This is a genomic window from Candidatus Neomarinimicrobiota bacterium (assembly GCA_041862535.1).
Lineage (GTDB): Bacteria > Fidelibacterota > Marinisomatia > SCGC-AAA003-L08 > TS1B11.
In genome coordinates this window covers 1-5936 of sequence record JBGVTM010000037.1, presented here as the reverse complement: position 1 = coordinate 5936, position 5936 = coordinate 1, and the positions used below count along the sequence as shown (strand labels likewise).

Here is a 5936-nt window from a genome sequence, read left to right as displayed (position 1 = left end):
GTTCCTGCCGCCCGGGGCGATGGAACGCCTCCAGAACGGAGTGAATAATGCGACCAAAGGTCAGGTAGGGTTTATCCTCCTTGCCGGGGATGTTATCTACATGAGCAAAGCGGTACTGCAGGGGGCAGGTTTCATAGCTGCTGATAGCGCTGGCGGAAAGGGTGAGGGTAGTTGGTTCGCTTTCCGGGCTGGGGGGCTGCACTTCATCCGGCGCGAGACGTTCTTGCAGCTCATCGCCCAGGGGATGGGTGCTGAAGTCAGGTTTAAGGCCGGCATCGTGCTGGTCGATAAGGCGGAGGGCGTCGACCAGCTGGTGGGCCTGCTGGTAAGCGCCCCGGGACAGTTCCCGGGCAAGGCGCTGTTTCAATTCGGTGCGCAGCCTGCTCGAGCGGCTTTGTTCCTTCTGGGTATCGGCTTCCACGAGTGTTCTCTCGGTCACCAGTTCGGCAGGTAAGTTACTGATAAATGGTGACCGGCGCTTGGGGGTGGTGAGGATAATCAGCCGCTGTTTGGCCCTGGTGATGGCCACGTAGAGTAGTCGCCGCTCCTCTTCCAGGTGGGCCGTTTTGCCACTGAGGGCGGGATCTGCTTGCCAGAGATGCCATTCCGGGGGCGGGGATTCCACCACGTCAGGGGGGCGGTAGTTGAGGGGGAAGCGGGCACTTTGCAGAAAGGGGAGGAATACCACCGGGAACTCCTTCCCTTTGGCGGCATGGACAGTCAGCACCTGGACGGCATCGGCGGCGTCTATTTCGGGCAACCGGGCCTCCACCGCCTCGGCCTCCTGCATCACTTCCATGTACTGAACGAACCGCTTCATGCAATTGTCGGGTTGACGGGCGGCAAAATCCCGGGCCATCTCAAGCAAGAGGGTCAGGTTGGTGAGCGCCAGTTGATCTTCCAGGAACCCGGTCCGGAAGTGCTGTCGATAGATGCCGCTGGTGACGAGGATGCGCCACAGCATCCGGCCAGCATCCAGTTCGGTGCTCTCGCGGCGGAGGGCTGAAATCAGGGCTACCAGCGCGACCAGGGATTTGTCCTCTTCCGAAGCTGATGCCTGGAGGGAAATATCTTCCCGCCCCTTATCATTTATAAGCCGGAGGACATCTTGCAGTTTGGCTGCCGCCGGTAGTCCGAAGCGCTGTGTGATCAGGCGGTAGAGGGCTATGTGAGCGCCGGGGGAACCAGCGACGGCGGTACACCAGGCCAGGGCCGTACGGACGGCCGGCAGCTGGAAGAAGCGTACGTTCAGGTACTGGCAGGGTATATCGCTCTCGGCGAGGCCGGCTGCCACTTCTCGTGCCTGGCGGTGGGTGCGGACCAGGACGGCGATGGCGCCCAGGGCGGCCTTGCCGTTTGCAACCATGTCGGTAATGGTCTCTGCCAGGTAGGCCACCTGAGCGGCGGGGCTGCCAACGGCCAGTTCCGGCAGGGGGCCTGCGCGACGGCTTTTGCCAGCCTTGAGGCGCTTGCTCTGGCGGCCCGTATTGTGCCTGATCACATCGTTGGCCAAGTCCAGGATGGGCTGGGTGGAGCGGTGGTTTTCATCCAGGACGATTTCACCATAGCCCGGCACCAAGTGATATCGTTGGCGGAAGTCGCGGAGGTTGTAGGCGCTGGCGCCCCGGAAACTGTAGATGCACTGATCGTCATCACCGACGACGGTGACGCTGTGGTACTGTTCGGCGAGGCGTCCAACGATCATGTTCAAGGCGTAGTTGTTGTCCTGGAATTCATCCACGATGATGGTGTGGTAGCGCAGCTGGAGGGCCCGACGGGCGTCCGGCTGGGACTCGATAAGGCGCCAGCATTCGTAGACCATGTCCCCGTAATCCACCAGCCCGGCTGCGGCTTTCCACTGCTGGTAGCGGGGGAACACGGTGCAGTGATCTATGAGCTGGTTGTAGGTCTCCTGCCATTCCTCGGCGGCTTCCTGGGCCAGCTGATCTCTGGAGTGGTCGAGGAGGGTGGGGAAGTGGGCTGGCTGGATCAGTTCGTCCCGCAGGCGGTCGAAAAAGCCCTTAAAGGCTTTGACGGCGCGGACGGGCTCCCGCCGGAAGACCGCTGACTGCAGGTCATCCAATTCGCGGTAGTGCTCACGCAGGAGAAAGAGGATATCCCCCTCGGTCATCAGAGTCCGTGACCTGAACTCCGGTTTGAATTCCAGGACCACCTGGTAGCAGAAGGCGTGGAAGGTGGTAGCGGTGAGGGACCGGCCCTGACCGGTAGTCTCGTCGATACGCTGGCGCAGTTCAGCGGCGGCTTTTTCGGAGAAGGTCAGGGCGAGGATTTGATCGGGTGGGAGGCTTTTATCCTGGATCAGGTGGGCGATGCGGCGGATAAGGGTAGTCGTTTTGCCGGTGCCAGCCCCGGCCAGGATCATGAGCGGGGCCAGGGGGTGGGTTTCAGCCTGCTGCTGCCGGGGAGTGGGTATCAGGGAGCGCGCCTCCTGCTGCTGCATCCCCGTTCCGCCCGTTGTCAGGCTGCCAGCCAGAGCAGGCCCAGGGCCGCTCCGCTGCCGGTACAGGCCAGGTTAACCATATTATTGTCGAGCCACGACCAGCCGCTATGCAGGACCATTTCCTGACTGCCATCGGTCCGGTTTTCAGTGATTTTGCCCGTAGCCGGTATGAGGTACCTGGCCTGGACGGTGGCACCCAGCAAGCTATCAAGAGTAGCGGCGAGGAATCCAATAGCGGTGATGGCGAGCCAATCGATGCCACTTAGCAGTTTGGTATGGAGTGCTAATCCGACGGCGGCCAGACAGGCGGCCCCGGCCAGAGTGCCGACGGTACCAATCAGCGTCACCCCGCCGGAGTCCCCTTTGGCCACCTGCCGCCAGGTGACGATATTGCGAGGTTGGCGGCGGGACCAGCCGCCGATTTCGGTGCCCCAGGTATCAGCGGTAGCAGCTGCCAGGGCGGCCAGGAACACGAGGTAGAGCGGCTCCAATTTCCAGATGCCGTAGACGGCGGCCACGAGTAGCGGAACGCCCCCATTGGCAAACACTTGCACCAGGTTGCGGTGGCCGGCGCCGGGGCCTGGATTGGAAGTTACAAGGGCACTGCGGTTAAGGCGCGTGAGGATGGAGCTGAGGATGAAGAAAGCCACGATGGGCAGGACCCATTTCCAGCCCCCGGCCAGGAAGATTAGGATTCCCATACCCCAGGCGGTGAGGGCGCCGCTGAGGGCCAGGGCTTTCAGCCAGGCCGCCAGTCCCAGAAATACAGCTGAGCATACCACCCACAGGATAAACGGCAGGAATTCCGCCGCCGGCAGCGACCGGAACAGGAAGACGAAGAGGGCAGCAGCGAGGGGCACCGTGAGGTTATCGGAGCCCTGGCTGGATTGGGCTTCGGCAAAGGCGGCCAGGGTGGCCAGCACGATCACAGCCGTAAGCAGCTGCGGCCAGGGCAGGCTGGGACTGCCGCTGGGTGGGATAAGGAATACCAGTCCCAGAAAGGCCAGCAGGCCCGAGCCGAGGAACATGGCTGTCGATCCCGGGACTGTTTTGGGATCGCGCCAGAGGGTGAAACTTATCCGCCCGCACCTTTGCCCCACCCACGCCGCCAGCGGATCGGCAAAGGCCAGGAGCAGAATGGCCACCTGCAGGGCCACCGGGTCCCGGTGCCAGAAAAGCGATATGAGAATGACGAAGGTGAGGGGATAGTAGACGGTGCCATAGCTGACCCGGTCGGTGGCGTGCATGCTTTTGAACCGACCGGTGCGCAGCGTCACCAGGTTGACGAGGATAAACAGCAGACCAGTGATGAGGGGGTAGAAGGGCTCTTCAAAGAGGAAGCGGCACAGGAAGATGAACACCCCGACGACCACGTGCACGAGTTGACGGCTGTCTTCGGGTGGCATTTGGGTTCGGGCAGCCACCCATTCGGAGAGGGCCAGCAGGGCCAAAATGGCCCCCATGAAGAATAGCCAGGTGAGGAAGGGAGTGGGTAAAAGGGGGATAAATGGCATAGAGGAAGGTAAAATGGGGAGGGTTGGGAGTCAATGGGCTGTAACGGTCGGAAAGGGGCTGTATCCAGCCACAAAACGGCCTTAACCTTCGTGGTGTGGCCAGCGTCTAAAAGGTGTCATGTATGGAAAGCGACCGGACGCTCATAGCGCAGTTTCGGCAGGGGAACCAGCGGTCATTCGATCAGCTGGTTTTGAGGCACCAGGCCAGGGTGCGCGAGTTCATGTTCCGGGCCACGGGAGACAGGGATGAGACCGACGACCTGGCGCAAGAGGTTTTTATCAAGGTCTACCACCACCTCGACCGGTTTCGCGAGGAAAGTGCGTTTTCCACCTGGCTTTACCGGGTGGCCGTTAATGTTCTCAACACCCATTACCGGCGGCAGCGCCTGCGCTCCTGGCTGCCCCTTGGTGAGCGCGAGGAGCCGGCGACGCAGTCTCAGAGCGACGAGTGGAAGTACCAGTTCCGTCGGCTTCTGGCGCAGCTGCCCAAGCTTTCCTCCCAGGAGCGCCAGGTGGTGATTCTGCGGGGTTTGCAGGAGCTTTCGGTGGCCGATACAGCCAATATTCTGGGTACTTCCGAGAACGTGGTGAAAGTGGCCTATCACTCGGCACGCAAGAAATTGAAAGGACTGTTGCAAGATGTCCGATGAGATCCTGTTTGATACGGTAGGCCGGCCCCCGCTGCCCGATTTCAGCGAGGGGGAAGAGTTCCTCCGTCAGGTGCGGGCCGGTGTTGACCGACAAGAGCGGCGCCGGAATTTTTTAACCACCGCGGCGGCGGGCGTTAGTGTGGTGCTGTTGTTTGTACTGTCATTTTCCATAATTCAACGGCAGATCGACGAGGAGCTGTGGCAAAACTACCTCCTGAGCGAAGTGGAATCAGTGGTAGATACTCAGGAATTAGACGATTTCACCTGGGAGTTGTACCTGGAGTACCTTTTGGAGGAGGAAAAGCTGGACGTGCTACTGGAGGAGATTCTCAGCCTTGAGGGCGGGGAGGAATGGATTCACTCCATCAACGTGAAAGGATAGCTAGATGAAGACCCATTTAAAATGCGTGCAATTTCTAATATCTTTATTGGTGGTCTTAATGGCTTTGCCGGGGCAGCTTGCCGCGCAGGGGTGGTCGGATAGGCAGGGGGGGCAGTACGCTGATCCGGGCGCACCGTCATTCGGTCCCCAGCTTCAGCGTCCTGATAAGGCCAGGCCCGGTACGGCGGGACTTCAGCGGCAGCGGCGGGGGTGGACCGATCCGCAACGGAGGCTGGACCGCCTCAACACGGTGAAGATGTGGAAGCTCACCGAGTACCTGGGTCTATCCGAAGAGCAGGCAGAGAAGTTCTTCCCCCGCACTCAGGAGCATCAAAAAGAGGCGGACGAGATCGTGCGTAAGCGGCGGCAGCTATACGAGGAATTCCAGCAGAAAATGGACGCCGGGAAGATCAGCGCAAAGGACGTAGATCAGTACGTGGCCGAGGTGGCCAAGCTGGATAAGTCCCACATCGATCTGCGAGCCAAGCATATTGAATCTCTGAAAGATATCCTGACCGACGAACAGCGGGCCAAGTTCGCGGTCTTTAATGAACATTTCCGAAGACAGCTGCAATATCAGCTCCGGGAGGAGATACTGCCGCCGGTCCCGCCACCTGAAGAGGAGGAGGACTAAATATGAGGCTGCTGAGGTTCACCGGTCCACTTCTCGGCGCGATGCTTCTGCTGGCCGGGTGTGAGCAGGTGGAGGATACTATTTCTGAGGGGGAGCTGCTGTCTGCGCTGCGAGCCTTGATAGAGGTTGATGAGGCCTTTTCCACCATTGGCCTGGATGACGGCGGGCTGTACGATGACGATTATGACCAGGATATATTGCTGGCAAAGACCCTGGCTGATACGCTCTGGCCCGGCCGGTTCCGGGGAGTACGCTGGGGGCGGAACATCACCGATTACAGCTGGGAGCTGTCCTT

6 protein-coding genes are annotated in these 5936 nt (G+C 60.4%); 4 read left to right on the top strand and 2 right to left on the bottom strand.

Annotated elements, in window-relative coordinates; genetic code table 11:
• Both ACETWG_01550 and ACETWG_01545 read right to left on the bottom strand, forming a co-directional pair.
• On the bottom strand, positions 1-2461 hold a 2461-nt coding region (locus ACETWG_01550; protein ID MFB0515270.1), incomplete at its 3' end, for a UvrD-helicase domain-containing protein.
• Between the two features lie 17 nt (positions 2462-2478).
• Entirely contained in the window at positions 2479-3975 is a 1497-nt protein-coding gene (locus ACETWG_01545) for a DUF92 domain-containing protein (GenBank protein MFB0515269.1), read from the bottom strand.
• Between the two features lie 122 nt (positions 3976-4097).
• On the opposite strand from ACETWG_01545, the gene ACETWG_01540 reads away from it, so the two are divergent.
• From ACETWG_01540 to ACETWG_01525, 4 genes are all read left to right on the top strand, one after another.
• On the top strand, positions 4098-4625 hold the full coding sequence (locus ACETWG_01540) for an RNA polymerase sigma factor (GenBank protein ID MFB0515268.1): 528 nt from the start codon (positions 4098-4100) through the stop codon (positions 4623-4625).
• Positions 4615-5007 carry a hypothetical protein gene (locus ACETWG_01535; protein MFB0515267.1) on the top strand — a complete coding sequence of 131 codons (393 nt, stop codon included), beginning with the start codon at positions 4615-4617 and terminating at the stop codon, positions 5005-5007. The genes ACETWG_01540 and ACETWG_01535 overlap by 11 nt, the downstream gene beginning before the upstream one ends.
• Before the next feature lie 4 nt (positions 5008-5011).
• The gene (locus tag ACETWG_01530; GenBank protein MFB0515266.1) at positions 5012-5641 is read left to right on the top strand and encodes a Spy/CpxP family protein refolding chaperone; all 630 of its coding nucleotides are present in this window, start codon (positions 5012-5014) and stop codon (positions 5639-5641) included.
• A 2-nt stretch (positions 5642-5643) separates the two neighbouring features.
• On the top strand, positions 5644-5936 hold a 293-nt coding region (locus tag ACETWG_01525; protein MFB0515265.1), incomplete at its 3' end, for a hypothetical protein.

What these genes read in the sequence shown, in the direction of transcription:
- ACETWG_01535 (MFB0515267.1), top strand. Translation starts at nt 4,615, where the DNA reads ATGTCCGATGAGATCCTGTTTGATACGGTAGGCCGGCCCCCGCTGCCC.
- ACETWG_01530 (MFB0515266.1), top strand. Translation starts at nt 5,012, where the DNA reads ATGAAGACCCATTTAAAATGCGTGCAATTTCTAATATCTTTATTGGTG.
- ACETWG_01545 (MFB0515269.1), bottom strand. Translation starts at nt 3,975, where the DNA reads ATGCCATTTATCCCCCTTTTACCCACTCCCTTCCTCACCTGGCTATTC.
- ACETWG_01540 (MFB0515268.1), top strand. Translation starts at nt 4,098, where the DNA reads ATGGAAAGCGACCGGACGCTCATAGCGCAGTTTCGGCAGGGGAACCAG.